We start from the raw sequence: 16,311 nt of genomic DNA, 5'->3' as shown, positions 1-16,311 counted from the left end.
GTGTTTCCCCGCCTTATTGGTAGTTGAATTCCGGGTAACTCAAAACAGTGCCCACGGTTTCGCGAATCCGCGCATCAGCATTGCTGGCATTCGGGTTGAAAGCACCTTCAGCGTTCAAGACTTCCAGCGCGGTTTGCCATTCCAGTTCAGCGTAATAACCGCCAATCGTCCAGTTGAGTAAATCGCTGGCAATGCTTTCGGCGGTGATAGCTTGTTGGGCGTTGAAAAGCTTAGTGGTATCCAGATAGGTTGCACCGCTACGCGCATTGGCTAACAGATTGACGAAGCGCACCCGTTCTTGCAGCGCGGCTGAACTTACCCAGTCATCGCCGGTATCGGAGTAGCCGGTCGGTAGGGGGTATTGGTACAAATCCATACCCATGCGTTTCAGGGCTGCTGGTAAGTCAGCGTGAGTGCCTTGGGCGTGGGTAGCACGCACGCTGGCGGTGACGAATTCCAGGGGTGTTTTGACTTTGCTATTAATGTTTGCTGTCGCGTAAAACTCCGGCGAAGTCAGGATAACCCGCAACACTTGCGCGATTTGATCCGGGGCAGCATCTTGTTCCAAAAACGTGCTGGCACAACGTGCTTGCAGGCTGTTAACGGGCTGATCGCTGACAAAATACGTGACCAGTTTGGAACACAGGTAGTTAGCCGTAGCAGGGTGACGCGCCAGAATATCCAGCACCCGTTCGCCTTCATCCACACCACCTGCGGGAATCGCATTGCCCCAGAACACTTTGGCACTGCTGTTGTGTTGCGCGGCATTAAAGAAGAAGCGGTCATTCTGCACTTGCCAGCCGGTGAAGACTTCTGCCAGCGTATCCACTTCTTTTTGGGTGTAACCACCATCCACACCGACCGTATGCAATTCCAGTAATTCGCGGGCGTAGTTTTCGTTGGCATTGGCTTTGACGTTTTTCACGTTATCGAGGTAATACAACATCGCCGGACTTTTGGCACTAGCCGTGAGTAAGTGATGGAAATTACCGAGTGCGTTAGCACGGAATACGTCGTTTTCTGCCAATTCATACAGCAGCTTATTGCCGGTTTTGCGGAAATCGGTGTTGAAATGGTTTTCCCAGAACCAGGTCATTACTTCCTGCAACTGGCGGCGGCTACCGATCATGCGTTGCAGAGTAGCGGTCTGGAATTCCGTGAGGGTAGCTGGATTGGCGTTGGTCAGGCGAGCATCAAACGCGCTGTCATCCAGTTTATTTGGATTCAATTGTTGCTCTAGGAACTCGGTTGTGCCTAATTGCGTGACTTCCTGCAACAGTGCATCGGTGATGCCAAACGTGGTGCGGCTGAGTAATTGCCGGTGTTCTTCGTGTGCGCCTGCTACGTTGAGCGCCAGTGTATTACTACTTTGTTTGCCACTGGTGTCGGTAGCGGTGAGGCTAACGGTAATTTTGCTGTCTTGGCTGAGAATGCCGTTGGGCAAGGCATACGCCCAATGACCTGCCGGGGTTGGCGTGAGGTTTTTGGGTGTTACCAAGACTTTACCGCTATCTTGTGTAACCGAGAGTTGCAAGGTGCTGACCTCAGTGTCATCGGTGACAGTGCCTTGCAGCAGGAAGCCGGTTTTTAACACCGTTTCATCGGCGTGGTGCGAACTGATGGTAATACTGGGCGCATCCTTATCCGCGAGCACTTGGTAGCTGCGGGTGACAGAGGTGGTATTGCCGGTTGCATCAACGGCTATGGCGGTGACGTTGAGGGTTTGCCCGGTTTGCAGGGCAGTGCTGCTTACTGCGAGTTTCCAGTTGCCGGTGATTTTATCCAACGTCGCAGTATGCGTGGCAGTGAGGCTGCCACTCACGAGGGTAATGTCAACTTTGTCCAGCGCTTTGTCATCGCTGGCTTTACCACTGAGTTCAAAGCCGATAGTGCCAACACTGGCTTTGCTAGGGGAGAGGATTTCCAGTGCAGGTGGTTTGAGATCCAACTCACCTTTGTCAGTGCGCCCGATAGCAAAAGTGACCGCACCGGTTGTGGTGATAATGCGGCTGTACGGGTATTGTTTGTTGCCAAAGGGATTATATGCCTTGAACACATGGCGCGTGCCTTTGCGTAGGGTTTCCAGATCGAAAATGGCTTGCCCGTTAGTATCGGTTGTGCCGTTTTTGAGCCAAGTGAGTTTGCCATCGCTGGAAATTTCATAAGCATCAATGCGCTGATTCGGCATGATGGCGTTGCCATTATCGCGGTCAACGAGGGTGACAGGGATTGTCCCTACCGGAAAATCAACGCTATAGGTTTGCGCTGGAAACGGTGCAGTCATGATCCTGCCGGTGTTGTAAGGCGTGACACTCAGTACAAAATTCAAGCCTGCTTGTGACAGTAATTCGGAATCAATGATTGCAATACCCTTGGCATCAGTCTTGGCAGAGCTGCGCCAAACGTAAGGCCAAGTGCTAGTGTTTCCGGCTTGTATTTCTTGCAGGGTAATGTCTTTATCGGCTAAAGGGGCAGCAGTAATGGCATTGTAGAGTGTTACCGCCATGAGGCGTGTACCGACCATGAAGGTATGCGCACCCGCTTTTTCGAGCGTTTGGCTGCTCTTGTAGCGCTTGGTCACGGGGTGCATGGCTTGCAGGAAAAATTTGCGCCCTTTATCCAGCCCCGGCAGGTCGATTTTTAGATTACCTTGCGTATCTGTTATTGCTTTGTTGAACCAAGCCGTCGTGCCATCTGCCATGTTTTCACGGATATGCACCTCCAGATTTGGTAGCAATACGCCATCGGCTTGTGTACCGTCTTTGACGCTAATTTGCATACTACCGACGCCGAATTCAAACGCGGCGGTGCTGGTAATGTCTTGACTCCACGCGCCGAAGTTGTTGAAGGCGGTGGCTTGCAGGCGAATCGTGCCGCCATTGCTTAATTCGGGTAAGTCAAAGCCGGTGCGCCCGTTAGCATCGGTGGTTTGGCGGGTAATCCATTCCGGTTTGCCGCCTGCGACTACGCGATAGGCGGTGATTTGGATATTGGCTAACGGATTGCCGGTACTAAGGTCTTTGAGCGTGACGGGCAAAGGTTGGCTACCTACGGTAAACGTATATTCACCCGCTTGTTGCAAAGGTTGACTGGTTTTCCAGCTTTGGTTAAACGGGCTTTTCGCTTTGAGAACGTAAGTGCGTTTATCATTCTGCGCAAACAGGCTTAGGCGTAATAGACCGGCGGCATCGGTGGTAGCTTCGCTGCGCCACACTTCTTTGCCATCTGCCATTTTTTCGGCGATTGTCACTTTTTGGTTGGCTAAGGGTTTGGCAGGTGTTTGGGTGCTGTCCATTACTTTCACCCGTGTTTCCCCCACCTTGAATTCCAGATTGCCGGGTTGACTGACAATAGGGCTGGCAGCACGGTAGGCGTTGTAGGGGGCGGCAAATAATTGTGCTTTGTCACCTTCCAGCAGTTCGGGAAGGTCGAAACGCACTTGACCGTTGGCATCTGTGCTGGTTTCGGTGCGCCAAACACTTTTACCGTCGGCTTTGATGAGGTAAGCGGTGACTTTTACTGCCGGAAGTACTGCGCCAGAAACCGCGTCTTTCAGCGTGGCTTGCAGCAAAGGCGTGCCAACTTGAAAGGTCTGTTGCTGCCCGGCTTGCAACGGTTGACTGAATTTGTAAGCGTTGTTGAACGTGCTTTTGGCTTCGAGACGGAACTGGCGGTTGGGCGGTAGATTCAGGCGTAATTGCCCTTTCGCATCCGTGGTAACACTGGCAAACCATGCTGTTTTACCGTCGCTTAACAATTCCCGGACTTGTACGCCGTAATTAGCTAATGGCGGTAATCCGGCTTGAATACCATCAACCAGGGTGGCAACTGTGTCGCCCAAGGTGAACTTTGCTGAGCCGGGTTGTGTGTGGGTTTGCGTGGCAGTAAAGCCGTTGAATACCTTGGCATTCAAGGTGACGGGGATACCTTGGCTGAGTGCTTCGAGTTCAAATATGACCAGCCCGCTGCTGTTCGTTTTCAGGTTGTCTAACCAGATGGCTTTGCCGTTTTCCTGTTTGTAAGCCGTGACGCTGATGTCAGACAGCGGCTGTTGAGTCAATGCATCCAATAAGGTGACGTTTAGCAGGGGAAAACCAACCCGGAATGTCATCGCGCCAGCGGTGTCGATCACGGCACTTTGTCGATTTTTATTGGCACGGGAGCTTTTGGCTTGTAAGACATAGCGTTTGCCAGCGCCCAAACCATCCAACGTGAAAGCGACTTGCCCATTGGTATCGGTTTTGGCTTTAGTGCGCCACACATTGCTGCCGTCGGCTAAGACTTCGCGGACGTGGATTTCATGATTGGCTAAGGGCGCATCAGCGTTGGTGCCATCGACGACTTGCACGGTTAGGTTCGCGGTAACTGCGGCATGGGCAGCAGGCAGTAAACACGTCAGCAGCATCAGGATAAGTAGCAATCCCTTGTGCAGGTAATGGCGCTTAGTCATGGTTTACCCTCGTTGTTAGTATGCGGGCATGGATGCAGGGGCAACGGCTGCCTTGGCATCCTCGGCTTGGCGCAGTGCGGTATTCAAGCGCTCGATTTCTTGTTGCTGTTTCGCTAGCTGCTCTTCTAAGTCGGTGAGCGTGCTGGTGGTGGTGGCGACTTGCTGGGCACTCTTGTCTTGGGTTAGCGCATCCAGTTGCTGGGTTTTATCGGCAAGCTGTTGCTGGTTTTGTTGCAGACGTTGTTCCGTGTCATTCAATTTGGCTTGCAACGTTTCGAGGGTAAGCTGTTGCTGCTGAAGCTGTTGGGGCAATGTTTCACTTGCTGCATCTTGTTTGGCAAGAGGGACAGGCGGGCAGTCGCTGGTGCTGGATTGACAGCCGTTTAGGCTCACCAAAAGGGTTGCGCAGATTAACAATCGGTAAATAGCCATGTTGCTGACTCGACAAAGGAAATACGGGGTAGCCATACATCATTCATTAGATTTTTGTATGAGAATGACGATTGTGCTATTAGAGCAAAGTTGTGTGATGAATGAAACAGTTTCAGAGCAGATTCATTAGAAATTTTTATCGAAAAGCGTCGGGACACAAAAAAGCCCCAATAACGGGGCTTTTATCTAGCCCCTCGCCCCTTGAGGGAGAGGGGTTGGGGTGAGGGGTTCTTAACCCATTGCCAACATCAGCTTATTCAAGCGGTTAACAAAGCCTGCCGGATCGTCGAGTTGTCCGCCTTCTGCCAGAATTGCCTGATCGAGTAAGATGCTTGACCATTCGCCAAAACGCTCGTCATCGGTTTCGGCTTCCATGCGCTTGAGCAACGGATGTGTTGGGTTGATTTCCAGCGCAGGCTTGGTGTCAGGCATTTCGTGACCGGCTTGTTTCATCAATTGCTGCATGTACAACGCCATGTCGTGGTCGTTTAGCACGATGCACGATGGTGAGGTGGTCAGACGGTGCGATACGCGCACTTCGCCGACTTTTTCGCCCAATGCCGTTTTGATGTGTTCGACCATGTTTTTGGCTTCTGCCTCGATTTTTTCTTGTTCTTTTTTATCTTCCTCGCTTTCGAGTTTGGAAAGGTCAAGGTTGCCTTTGGCGACGGATTGCAGCGATTTGCCTTCAAATTCCATCAAATGCTGTACCAGCCATTCGTCTACGCGGTCAGACAGTAACAGCACTTCGATGCCTTTTTTGCGGAACACTTCCAGATGTGGGCTGTTTTTCGCAGCGGTGTGGCTGTCGGCAGTGATGTAGTAGATTTTGTCCTGACCTTCTTTCATGCGAGCCATGTAGTCCGGCAAGGAAACGGTTTGTTCAGCACTATCGTTGTTTGTGGAGGCAAAACGCAGCAGTTTGGCGATTTGTTCGCGGTTGCTGAAGTCTTCGCCTGGGCCTTCTTTGAGGACTTTGCCGAATTCTTTCCAGAATTTTTGGTACTTGTCTGGCTCGTTGGCAATCATGTTTTCCAGCAAACCAATGACTTTTTTCACCGAAGCATTTTTCATGTTCTCGATGATTTTGTTGCCTTGCAGGATTTCACGCGATACGTTCAGCGGCAGGTCGTTGGAATCCAGCACACCGCGCACGAAACGCAAATAGCGTGGCATCAGCTTGAATTCTTTGTCTTCCATAATGAAAACGCGCTGTACGTAAAGCTTCAAGCCGTGGGTGTTATCGCGGTCGAACATGTCGAACGGGGCTTTGGAAGGCAGGTACAGCAGGGACGTGTATTCGTATTTGCCTTCGACGCGGTTGTGTGACCATGCCAGCGCGTCTTCCCAGTCGTGCGAAACGTGCTTGTAGAATTCTTGGTATTCCTCGTCCTTCACTTCGGATTTGGCGCGTGTCCACAGCGCGTTGGCTTTGTTGACGGTTTCCCATTCATCTTGGATTTCACCGGCTTCGGTTTTGCGCATGTTTACCGGCAGTGGGATGTGGTCGGAATATTGGCGGATGATATTGCGTAAACGCCAGCCGTCTGCCAGCAGCTTTTCGTCTTCTTTCAAGTGCAGGACGATTTCTGTACCACGGGTAGCTTTTTCGACTTGTTCCAGTGAGTAGCCAGATTGCGCATCCGATTCCCAGCGCACGCCTTCGGAAGCGGCATCCCCAGCGCGGCGCGTGGTTAGCGTTACTTTGTCGGCAACGATGAAGGAGGCGTAGAAACCTACCCCGAACTGCCCGATCATGTGCGAGTCTTTTTTCTCATCGCCGGTCAGTTTGCTCAAGAATTCTTTGGTGCCGGATTTGGCAATCGTGCCGATATTGGTCACGACTTCATCGCGGCTCATGCCGATACCGTTGTCGCGCACAGTGATCGTGCCTGCTGCCGCGTCGAATTCGACTTCTACGCGCAATTCGCTGTCGGTTTCGTAAAGGCTATCGTTGCCGATGGCTTCAAAACGCAGCTTGTCGCACGCATCCGAACCGTTGGAAATGAGTTCGCGCAGGAAAATTTCTTTGTTGGAATACAGCGAGTGAATCATCAGGTGTAACAGTTGATTCACTTCGGTTTGAAATTGCAGGTTTTCTTTGTTGCTTGTTGCCGTCATGGGGTATGCGTCCTCATATCTTGTATATTTCGATGTCGGCAAGATGGGGGATGGCAGGAGGATTTCAAGGGGTATTGATGATTTTTGCAGTGTACCCGTCACGCCAGTACAAAAAAATCTTGCGTTTGATTTTAATAACGCTATACTCTGCCTCCTTCAGCGACAGGCGTATAGCTCAGTTGGTTAGAGCACCACCTTGACATGGTGGGGGTCGTTGGTTCGAGTCCAATTACGCCTACCACTTTCATATTACAACCACTATAACCACGTGACCCCTCGTATAGGCCACCACTGGAGCACAATATGCCTATTATTACTCTTCCCGACGCAAGTCAACGTATTTACGATGCCCCGCTTTCTGTGCTTGCCGTTGCTGCCGATATTGGCGCAGGTCTGGCTAAAGCTACCTTGGCTGGCAAAGTAAACGATCAATTGGTTGATGCCAGCTATGTCATTGATCACGATGTTTCCCTGAGTATCATCACCGCAAAAGATGCCGAAGGCGTGGATATTATCCGCCATTCCGCCGCGCATTTGATGGCTCAAGCGGTCAAACAATTATTCCCTGAAGTACAAGTCACCATTGGCCCCACGGTCGAAAACGGCTTTTACTACGATTTTGCCTCCCCACGCCCGTTCACGCCCGAAGATTTACAGGCGATTGATGCGCGGATGCAAGATTTAATCAAGCAAGACATCCCCGTTGAGCGCAGAACCCTGTCACGCGATGAAGCCGTGAGCTTCTTCCTGAACATGGGTGAAAAGTACAAAGCGGAAATCATCGAAAGCATTCCCGCCGACCAAACGCTCTCCCTCTACCGTCAAGGCGATTTTATCGACTTGTGCCGTGGTCCCCACGTTCCTAGCACGGGCAAAATCCCCTCCGTCAAAGTGATGAAGGTGGCAGGTGCGTACTGGCGTGGCAATTCCAACAACGAAATGCTGCAACGCATTTACGGCACGGCGTGGGCAAACAAAAAAGATTTGCAAGCCTACCTGACGATGTTGGAAGAGGCTGAAAAGCGTGATCATCGTAAACTTGGTCGCCAACTGGATTTGTTCCATTTCGACGAACAAGCCCCCGGTGCAGTCTTCTGGCATCCTAAAGGCTGGACAGTATTCCAAGCCTTGATTGGCTACATGCGTCAACGCCAGCAACGCGCAGGTTACGTTGAGGTGAATACCCCGGATGTCATGGATCGTAGCCTGTGGGAAACCTCCGGTCACTGGTTCAACTACCGTGACAATATGTTCACCACCACGACTGAAGACGAGCGCGTTTTCGCCCTGAAACCCATGAACTGCCCCGGCGGTATGTTGATGTTTTCACAGGGCTTGAAAAGCTACCGTGACCTGCCATTGCGGATGGCTGAATTCGGTAAAGTACACCGCTACGAACCGTCCGGCGCATTGCACGGATTAATGCGAGTGCGTCACTTCACGCAGGATGATGCACATATCTTCTGTACTGAAGACCAAATGGCGCAAGAGTGCAAAGACGTGGTGGCGTTAGTGCTCGACATTTACAAAGAATTTGGCTTTGAAAATGTGCACATCAAACTCTCGACTCGCCCTGAAAACCGCATCGGTTCGGATGAGAGCTGGGATTTGTTGGAACACGCCCTCGGCAATGCACTGGATAGCATGAATCTGCCGTACACGCTGTTCCCCGGCGAAGGTGCATTTTACGGCCCTAAACTGGAATTCGTGTTGCGTGATGCCATCGGTCGTGATTGGCAGTGCGGCACTTTGCAAGTGGATATGAGCTTGCCAGAACGCTTTGACCTGACTTACGTGGCGGAAGACAATACCCGTAAACGTCCGGTCATGTTGCACCGTGCGCTGTTCGGTTCATTGGAACGCTTCACCGGCATTCTGATTGAACATTACGAAGGGCGTTTCCCGCTCTGGTTAGCACCAACGCAAGCTGTCGTGATGAATATCACGGACAAACAAGCCGATTTCGTGCAAGATGCCACTAAGCAATTGCTTGACGCGGGTATTCGCGCCGTATCAGACTTGAGAAATGAAAAAATTGGCTTTAAAATCCGTGAGCACACTATGCAGCGTGTCCCGTACCTGTTAGTAGTCGGGGATCGCGAAGTGGAAACACAATCTGTGGCTATGCGCACACGTTCCGGTAAAGACGTAGGAACCTTCCCATTGGCGGAAGTCCAGCAACGTCTGTCAGCGGAAATTGCGTCACGTCGCTTATCACTATCTGAGGATTAAACTTATCGCTCTCGAAAAAGAACACCGTATTAATGACGATATTAACGTTCCGAAAATTCGTCTGATTGATGCGGAAGGTGAAAATCAAGGTGTTGTCTCCCTGCGGGACGCGCTGGAAATGGCTTACGACGCCGAACTCGACCTGGTGGAAATCGTACCCAATGCGAAGCCACCGGTTTGCCGGATCATGGATTACGGTAAATTCCGTTTCGATGAAAGTAAGAAAGCGGCGATAGCCCGTAAAAACCAGAAACAAGTGCAGGTCAAGGAAATCAAGATGCGTCCGGCAACGGATGAAGGCGATTACCAGATCAAATTGCGCAAACTGAAAGAGTTTCTGGAAGAGGGCGATAAGGTTAAAGTCACCCTGCGCTTCAAAGGCCGTGAAATGGCTCACAAAGAGCTGGGGATGGATGTTCTCAAGCGTGTTGAAAAAGAGCTGGAAGAACTGGCGGTTGTCGAGCAATTCCCGCGTCTGGAAGGCCGTCAAATGGTCATGATGTTGGGCGCGAAGAAAAAAGCCTAAGCATAAAAATTGGGGGTATTCCCCAACACCATCCTGTTAAGGCAAGGCACTCTTGCAGGATGTTTTATCTACCTGATCGAAAAGGAGACCAAGATGCCTAAGATGAAAAGTAGCCGTGCTGCGGCTAAGCGTTTCAAGAAAACCGGCAGTGGCTTGTTTAAACGCAAGCAGTCACACCTGCGTCATATCTTGACTAAAAAATCCACCAAGCGTAAGCGTCATTTGCGTTCAGGCGACAACTTCGTTGTTGCAGCCGATCACGGCAATGTGCAAAAAATGCTGCCCTACGCATAATCAGGAGGATTTAAAACATGGCAAGAGTTAAACGTGGTGTAACGGCACATGCCCGTCACAAGAAAGTCCTCAAGCTGGCTAAAGGTTACTACGGTGCCCGCAGCCGGGTCTACCGGGTTGCGCATCAGGCAGTCATCAAGGCTGGTCAATACGCATTCCGCGACCGCCGTCAGAAAAAACGCCAGTTCCGCGCTTTGTGGATCGTGCGTATCAATGCCGGTGCACGGATGTTCGGTCTGTCTTACAGCCGCATGATGAATGGTTTGAAGAAAGCTAACATTAGTCTTGACCGTAAGGTCTTGGCTGATTTGGCAGTCCACGACATCACGGCGTTCGGTGCAGTCGCAGAAAAGGCAAAAGCTGCCCTAGCTGCTTAAGCTGCATTAAGATGCGCTGAAAAATACCCGTAAACGGGTGAGCAAGGCGGGGGAAGGTTGTTGCCTCTCCCCGCCTTTTGCTTTCTATTTCTCCCAAATACCGATAACCCCATACATTAAGGAAATCGTCGTGCAAAGTTTGCTGGAACTGATGGGCGCAGCCCACGAGCAGATTTCGCAAGCCGTCAGCCTCGCCGCGTTGGATCAGGTGCGTGTGCAGTATCTAGGCAAGACAGGTTTGTTGACCGAGCAACTCAAGCAATTGGGCAAGTTACCGCATGAAGAGCGTAAAACGGCGGGTGCGGAAATCAATACCGCCAAGCAAGCCTTGACCATTGCGATCGAAGACCGCAAGCAAAGCCTGCAAGCCGAAGCGTTGAGTGCGCGTTTGCAAGCGGAAAAGGTGGATGTCACCTTGCCGGGGCGGCGCATGGATACCGGTAGCCTGCACCCTGTTACCCAAACCATTCAACGCATTAGCGAGATCTTCGCACAGTTGGGTTTCAGTTTGGCGGAAGGCCCTGAGATTGAAGACGATTTTCACAACTTTACCGCCTTGAATATCCCGGAATCGCATCCGGCGCGTGCCATGCACGACACTTTTTATATGGATAGCGGTTTGCTGCTGCGTACCCATACTTCATCCGTGCAAGTGCGTCATATGGAAAATAACCCGCCACCGCTGCGTATCATTTCGCCGGGTCGGGTGTACCGTTGTGATTCGGACATGACCCACAGCCCGATGTTCCACCAAGTGGAAGGTTTGATGGTGGATGAAGATGTCACTTTCGCGGATTTGAAAGGCATTCTCGAAGCCTTCTTTAAAGCTTTCTTTGAAGTGGATGAATTACCGACGCGCTTCCGCGCCACGTTCTTCCCGTTTACCGAACCATCCGCTGAAACGGATATTCAGTGTGTGCATTGCGGTGGTGACGGTTGCCGCGTGTGCAAAGGCACTGGCTGGCTGGAAGTCATGGGTTGCGGCATGGTTCACCCGAATGTGCTGAAAAACGTCGGCATCGACAGTGAAAAATATACCGGTTTTGCGTTTGGTTTCGGGGTTGAACGTTTAGCGATGTTGCGTTATCAGATCAATGACTTGCGCGTGATGTTTGATAACGATGTGCGCTTCCTCAAACAATTCGGTTGAACAAGGCGGAGTAACCTTATGAAAGTCAGTGAAAAATGGCTGCGTGAGTGGATTGATACCCCGCTGACGTTAGATGCAATAGCCGACAAACTCACCATGTCGGGCTGCGAAGTGGAAGCGCGTGATGCCGTAGCCACCGCGTTCACCAGCATCCTGGTGGGTCACGTTGTTGAGCGCGAAAAACACCCCGATGCCGATAAGCTCAGCGTCTGCAAAGTCGACAATGGGCGTGGCGAAATTCTGCAAATCGTTTGCGGTGCAAGCAACGTGCGTGCAGGCATTAAAGTGCCGTTGGCACTGATCGGCGCAGTCTTGCCATTGCCGGATGGCTCGGATTTAAAGATCAAAAAAGGCAAGCTGCGCGGTGTGGAATCGTTCGGCATGTTGTGCTCCTCGACCGAATTGGGCATGTCGGACAAATCTGATGGTTTGTTGGAATTGCCGGATGATGCGCCCGTGGGCATGGACATCCGCGAGTATTTAAAGCTCGACGACGAAGTGATTGAGCTGGCGATTACCGCGAACCGTGGCGATTGCATGAGCATGATCGGCGTGGCGCGTGAAACCGCCTTGGTGATGGATGTGCCCCTCAACGTGCCGGAAATTCCTGCGCAAACCGCCCAGCATACCGATACATTCCCGGTTGAACTGCAAGCGACGGATGCTTGCCCACGTTATGTCGGACGCATCATCCGCAATATCAACCCACAAGCCGCTACCCCGGTGTGGATGCAGGAAAAACTGCGCCGTGCCGGTGTGCGCAGCATTTCTGCTATGGTCGATGTGACTAATTATGTGTTGCTGGAACTCGGTCAACCAATGCACGCTTTCGACCTCGATACGCTGCAAGGTAGCATTGTGGTGCGTTATGCCAAGGCAAACGAAACCCTGAAAATGCTGGATGGGCAAACCGCCACCTTGCGCGATGATACACTGGTGATTGCTGATGCAGCCCAGCCGGTGGCAATGGCGGGCATTATGGGCGGAGAACCTACGTCAGTGACGGCTGCGACACGCAATGTGTTCCTAGAAAGTGCGCATTTCCGCCCTGCCAGTATCATGGGTAAGGCGCGTAGCTACGGCTTGCAAACCGATTCTTCGGCGCGTTTTGAGCGTGGGGTTGACCCCGATATGCCGGTTAAGGCAATGGAACGTGCGACACAGTTGATCGTGAGCATTTGCGGTGGCGAAGTCGGTACCTTGGTGGATACGCTGGCGGATGCTGAGGTATTGCAACGCAAAACGATTGTGTTACGCCCTGAACGTATCCGCCGTGTGTTAGGCGTGACGATGGATGCGGCGACGGTTGAAGGCGTGTTAGCACGTTTGAATTGCTCTTTCACCAGTAGCGATGCAGGTTGGCAGGTGCAAGCGCCGTTGGCACGTTTCGATTTGAATATCGAAGAAGATTTGATCGAAGAACTGGCACGGGTACGGGGTTACGATTCGATTCCGGCGGAATTACGCCCGCGTGCGCCGCGTATTACCCAGCCGAGTGAAACTGCCGTAAAGCGTGAAAACCTGCGTTACACATTGGTAGCACGGGGGTATCAGGAGGCTGTTACCTTCAGCTTTGTTGATCCCAAAATGGAGCAAATCTTAGCGCCTGCGATAGAGAACATTGCTTTGGCTAACCCCATTTCTGCCGATTTGGGGGTGATGCGTAGTACCTTGTGGTCTGGTTTATTGCGTGCGGTTGCTTATAATGTGAACCGTCAACAAAACCGTGTACGTTTGTTTGAAATTGGCCCCGCGTTTTCGATGAGCGAAGATGGCAAGCCCCAGCAACAAACCATGTTATCCGGTGTGCTGACCGGCAATCTTTACCCGGAACAGTGGGGGCAGGTGAACCGCCCGGTGGATTTCTACGACCTAAAAGGGGATGTGGAAGCCTTACTAGGTCAGGTGACGGGTACTCGTTTCCATTTTGCACCCGTTGCCCATGCTGCTTTACACCCCGGTCAGTCTGCTCAGATCATGACCGATACGGCGGTGGTTGGTTGGATGGGGATGTTGCACCCTAAAATTGAAGCACAGTTGGGTTTGGAACAACCTGTGTATGTGTTTGAATTGGATATGGGTTTATTGATGCAGCGGGTATTACCCAAGTATCAGGCAGTTTCTAAGTTTCCGGCAATCCGGCGTGATCTGGCTTTATTGGTCAGGCAGGATGCCTTGGCTGTTGCATTGGAAAATGCCGTAGAAAAAGCAGCAATTCCGCAATTGATGTCCTATTATTTATTCGATGTCTATACTGGAAAAGGAATACCGGAAGGTCAAAAAAGCGTTGCTTTAAGCTTGATTTTACAGGATTTTTCGCGCACTCTTGAGGATGCGGAAATCAATCAGATCGTCGATGCAGTCGTCGCTTCACTTCGGGATGAAGTCGGTGCGGTGTTGCGTTAAACAGGGAGAAAGTGCATGACAATAACATTAACCAAAGCAGATATGGTTGAACACCTTTTTGAAGAGTTGGGTTTAAACAAACGTGAAGCCAAGGATTTGGTGGAAATGTTTTTTGAGGAAATCCGTGATGCTTTGGAAACCGGCAAGCATGTGAAGTTGTCGGGTTTTGGTAACTTTATGTTGCGTGATAAAACCCAGCGCCCGGGGCGTAATCCGAAGACCGGGGAAGAAATTCCGGTAACGGCTCGCCGGGTGGTGACGTTCCGTCCGGGGCAAAAACTCAAGCAACGGGTAGAGGAATATGGAAGCAGCGACGCCGCTTAGCAGTCAACTGCCTCCCATTCCCGGTAAGCGTTACTTCACCATTGGTGAGGTGAGTGATTTGTGTGGCGTAAAAACGCATGTGTTGCGCTACTGGGAGGGTGAGTTTCCCTCGCTCAAACCGATGAAACGGCGTGGTAATCGCCGTTATTATCAGCGCGAAGATGTGTTGTTGATCCGCCAGATTCGCGGTTTATTGTATGAGCAAGGCTATACGATTAGCGGGGCGCGGCAGAAATTGCTGGATGATGTGCATACGCCACCACCTGCAACCTTGCCATTAGAACCGATTGTGGTGAATGGCAATGACGTTGCACCGCTGGTTGAAGAGTTGGAACGCATTCTGTTTGTCCTCAAACACTGATTTCAGCTTGAGCTTGCGGTGTGATTACGGTATGCTCTCTCCCCTTCAAGTCGGGGCGTAGCGCAGCCTGGTAGCGCACCACACTGGGGGTGTGGGGGTCGTAGGTTCAAATCCTATCGTCCCGACCAATCATTAGTTCCATGAGTGCCATACGGTGCTTAAATTCATGAAAAGTAACGGCATTCACTGCCCTTACTTTCCCATGCAGTACCACTAGAACCATACCAGCCCACATTTTTTACGGTATTCTGTACGGCATTTTGCATCCCAATGGAGTCGATACCGTGAAAACCCGCTTGACCGATACCGCAGTACGCAACGCCAAACCGAAACCAGACGGCAAGACAGCCAAGTACACCGATGGCGGCGGTTTATACCTTTGGGTGAGCAAAGAGGCGAAAGGCTGGCGTTACGATTACACCCGACCTGCTACCGGCAAGCGCAATACGCTAGTGATCGGCACGTACCCTGAAATCAAGCTGGCAGAGGCACGAGAACGCCACCGAGAGGCACGGGCATTGCTGGCGCGTGATGTTGACCCCTCAGAGCATCGAAAGTCGGTGAAGGCATCACAAGCCGACATTGAAGCGCATAGCTTTGAATCCATAGCGCGTGAATGGTTTTTGAGGATGAAACCGCAGTGGTCGGAAAGCCACACAACCCGCACGATCAGCTACTTAGAGCGGGATGTATTCCCCTTCATGGGTAGCCTGAACATAAACGCGATTACTCCTACCAATATAATCAGGGTGATTATGCGCGTGGAAGAACGCGGCGCTGGTGATGCTGCACGGCGGGTTAAGCAATACATTCAGCAGGTCTACCGTTACGCGGTCACGCTGGAACTGGCAGAACGTAACCCGGCGGCGGATATTGACACCTCAGTGATTCTGAAACCCCGCAGTAAGAAGCACTATGCCGCGATTACCGACCCGGTGCAGGTCGGGCAACTGTTGCGTGATATAGACGGCTATCAAGGTACGTTTGTCGTTAGATGCGCCTTGAAATTGTCCCCTTTGGTGATGTTACGCCCCGGCAATGTTCGGGCGGCGGAATGGGCAGACATAGACCTAGACGCGGCTGTCTGGCGTATCCCGATTGCCAAGATGAAAGCACCCACACACATTAAGCAAGAGAACCGATCAACCCACACCGTACCGCTACCCCGTCAAGCCGTGGAAGTATTCCGGGAGATACAACCGTATTCCGGGCGATTCCGCTACGTGTTCCCTAGTGAGCGCGGCGCAAGCAAGCCACTCTCAGACAATGGCATCAGGGCAGCACTACGCACGATGGGCTATGACAACGACACCATGACCCCGCACGGATTCCGGGGCATGGCATCAACGCTGCTTAATCGCATGACCGACCCAATGGGTAAGCGGCTGTGGGATGATGACTTGATAGAGCAACAGCTTGCACACACTGATGGAACAGTCAGGGGCGCATACAATCGGGCGGATAGTCCAGACGCTATCCGGCAACGGCGTGAAATGCTGCAAGCGTGGGCGGATTATCTCGACGGCTTGCGCAATCCAGAAATTAAAAACAATAAGTAAAACTCGCTATTTAATTCCGTTAAAATAACCCATTAAGCCGGGATGATTTACCCGGTTTTTTCCCTCAAATTATCCCCTC

Annotated in this window: 12 protein-coding genes and 2 tRNA genes; 11 read left to right on the top strand and 3 right to left on the bottom strand. The window is 51.6% G+C overall.

Annotation, left to right across the window (positions count from 1 at the left end; translation table 11 throughout):
• Nucleotides 1-13: 13 nt before the first annotated feature.
• From L2Y54_RS16580 to htpG, 3 genes are all read right to left on the bottom strand, one after another.
• Complete coding sequence (locus tag L2Y54_RS16580; protein WP_236497719.1) at nucleotides 14-4,450, bottom strand: DUF1800 family protein; 4,437 nt, start codon at nucleotides 4,448-4,450, stop codon at nucleotides 14-16.
• A 15-nt stretch (nucleotides 4,451-4,465) separates the two neighbouring features.
• On the bottom strand, nucleotides 4,466-4,882 hold the full coding sequence (locus tag L2Y54_RS16575) for a hypothetical protein (protein ID WP_236497718.1): 417 nt from the start codon (nucleotides 4,880-4,882) through the stop codon (nucleotides 4,466-4,468).
• 231 nt (nucleotides 4,883-5,113) lie between these two features.
• Nucleotides 5,114-7,003 (bottom strand): molecular chaperone HtpG, encoded by a 1,890-nt coding sequence (gene htpG, locus L2Y54_RS16570; RefSeq protein ID WP_236497717.1) that lies wholly within the window; start codon nucleotides 7,001-7,003, stop codon nucleotides 5,114-5,116.
• 164 nt (nucleotides 7,004-7,167) lie between these two features.
• On the opposite strand from htpG, the gene L2Y54_RS16565 reads away from it, so the two are divergent.
• The 11 genes from L2Y54_RS16565 to L2Y54_RS16515 all read left to right on the top strand — a co-directional run bounded on the left by L2Y54_RS16565 (nucleotide 7,168) and on the right by L2Y54_RS16515 (nucleotide 16,232).
• Nucleotides 7,168-7,244: transfer RNA gene (locus tag L2Y54_RS16565), tRNA-Val, on the top strand.
• Between the two features lie 62 nt (nucleotides 7,245-7,306).
• Nucleotides 7,307-9,235, top strand: coding sequence for a threonine--tRNA ligase (gene thrS, locus L2Y54_RS16560; protein WP_236497716.1), 1,929 nt, complete (start codon nucleotides 7,307-7,309; stop codon nucleotides 9,233-9,235).
• The gene (gene infC / locus L2Y54_RS16555) at nucleotides 9,201-9,761 is read left to right on the top strand and encodes a translation initiation factor IF-3 (RefSeq protein WP_245706919.1); all 561 of its coding nucleotides are present in this window, start codon (nucleotides 9,201-9,203) and stop codon (nucleotides 9,759-9,761) included. The genes thrS and infC overlap by 35 nt, the downstream gene beginning before the upstream one ends.
• Before the next feature lie 93 nt (nucleotides 9,762-9,854).
• Nucleotides 9,855-10,055: a 50S ribosomal protein L35 gene (gene rpmI, locus L2Y54_RS16550; RefSeq protein ID WP_093065991.1), complete on the top strand. Its 201-nt coding sequence runs from the start codon at nucleotides 9,855-9,857 to the stop codon at nucleotides 10,053-10,055.
• 17 nt (nucleotides 10,056-10,072) lie between these two features.
• The gene (rplT, locus tag L2Y54_RS16545) at nucleotides 10,073-10,432 is read left to right on the top strand and encodes a 50S ribosomal protein L20 (RefSeq protein WP_093065989.1); all 360 of its coding nucleotides are present in this window, start codon (nucleotides 10,073-10,075) and stop codon (nucleotides 10,430-10,432) included.
• 130 nt (nucleotides 10,433-10,562) lie between these two features.
• Nucleotides 10,563-11,582: a phenylalanine--tRNA ligase subunit alpha gene (gene pheS, locus L2Y54_RS16540; protein ID WP_311196201.1), complete on the top strand. Its 1,020-nt coding sequence runs from the start codon at nucleotides 10,563-10,565 to the stop codon at nucleotides 11,580-11,582.
• A gap of 18 nt (nucleotides 11,583-11,600) precedes the next feature.
• A complete protein-coding gene (gene pheT / locus L2Y54_RS16535; protein WP_236497715.1) occupies nucleotides 11,601-13,988 on the top strand; it encodes a phenylalanine--tRNA ligase subunit beta in 2,388 nt (795 codons plus the stop codon).
• A 21-nt stretch (nucleotides 13,989-14,009) separates the two neighbouring features.
• The gene (locus tag L2Y54_RS16530; RefSeq protein WP_443080469.1) at nucleotides 14,010-14,312 is read left to right on the top strand and encodes an integration host factor subunit alpha; all 303 of its coding nucleotides are present in this window, start codon (nucleotides 14,010-14,012) and stop codon (nucleotides 14,310-14,312) included.
• Nucleotides 14,290-14,673 carry a MerR family transcriptional regulator gene (locus L2Y54_RS16525; RefSeq protein WP_236497713.1) on the top strand — a complete coding sequence of 128 codons (384 nt, stop codon included), beginning with the start codon at nucleotides 14,290-14,292 and terminating at the stop codon, nucleotides 14,671-14,673. Before L2Y54_RS16530 ends, L2Y54_RS16525 begins: the two co-directional genes overlap by 23 nt.
• Before the next feature lie 51 nt (nucleotides 14,674-14,724).
• Nucleotides 14,725-14,801: transfer RNA gene (locus L2Y54_RS16520), tRNA-Pro, on the top strand.
• Nucleotides 14,802-14,957: 156 nt separating this feature from the next.
• Nucleotides 14,958-16,232 carry a tyrosine-type recombinase/integrase gene (locus L2Y54_RS16515; protein WP_236497712.1) on the top strand — a complete coding sequence of 425 codons (1,275 nt, stop codon included), beginning with the start codon at nucleotides 14,958-14,960 and terminating at the stop codon, nucleotides 16,230-16,232.
• Nucleotides 16,233-16,311 lie beyond the last annotated feature (79 nt).

Source organism: Thiothrix winogradskyi (genome assembly GCF_021650935.1).
Lineage (GTDB): Bacteria > Pseudomonadota > Gammaproteobacteria > Thiotrichales > Thiotrichaceae > Thiothrix > Thiothrix winogradskyi.
The sequence above is the reverse complement of the archived record's forward strand: the minus strand, read 5'-3'. Positions and strand labels throughout refer to the sequence as shown.